This window comes from Companilactobacillus crustorum JCM 15951 (assembly GCF_001434585.1).
Classification (GTDB): domain Bacteria; phylum Bacillota; class Bacilli; order Lactobacillales; family Lactobacillaceae; genus Companilactobacillus; species Companilactobacillus crustorum.
Window position 1 is genome coordinate 1 of the sequence record NZ_AZDB01000094.1, and the last position, 305, is coordinate 305.

Here is a 305-nt window from a genome sequence, read left to right on the forward strand (position 1 = left end):
AGTTCAATAATCAAGTTGGTCATCAGTTGACGTAAATTTGGGTCAGCAATCCCTGTCATGGACGGTAAATTTAACACATCTAGGGTGGCACCTTTATTTTGAATGGAGTTCATGATCTTAGTCAAATCATGGTTGTTTCTGCCTAAGCGATCTAATTCAGTGACCATTACAATATCACCCTCACGAATATAGGCCAGCATTTTTTGCAGTTCTGGCCGATTAGTGTTAGCCCCACTTAATTTATCCGTAAATAATTTATCAACGTCTTTTAAAGCCGCTAACTGTCGATCTAAATGTTGCTCCTT

Annotated in this window: 1 protein-coding gene; it reads right to left on the reverse strand. The window is 38.7% G+C overall.

The annotated features are described in order from the left end of the window. On the reverse strand, window positions 1-305 hold a 305-nt coding region (locus FD26_RS10795; protein ID WP_162254858.1), incomplete at both ends, for a recombinase family protein.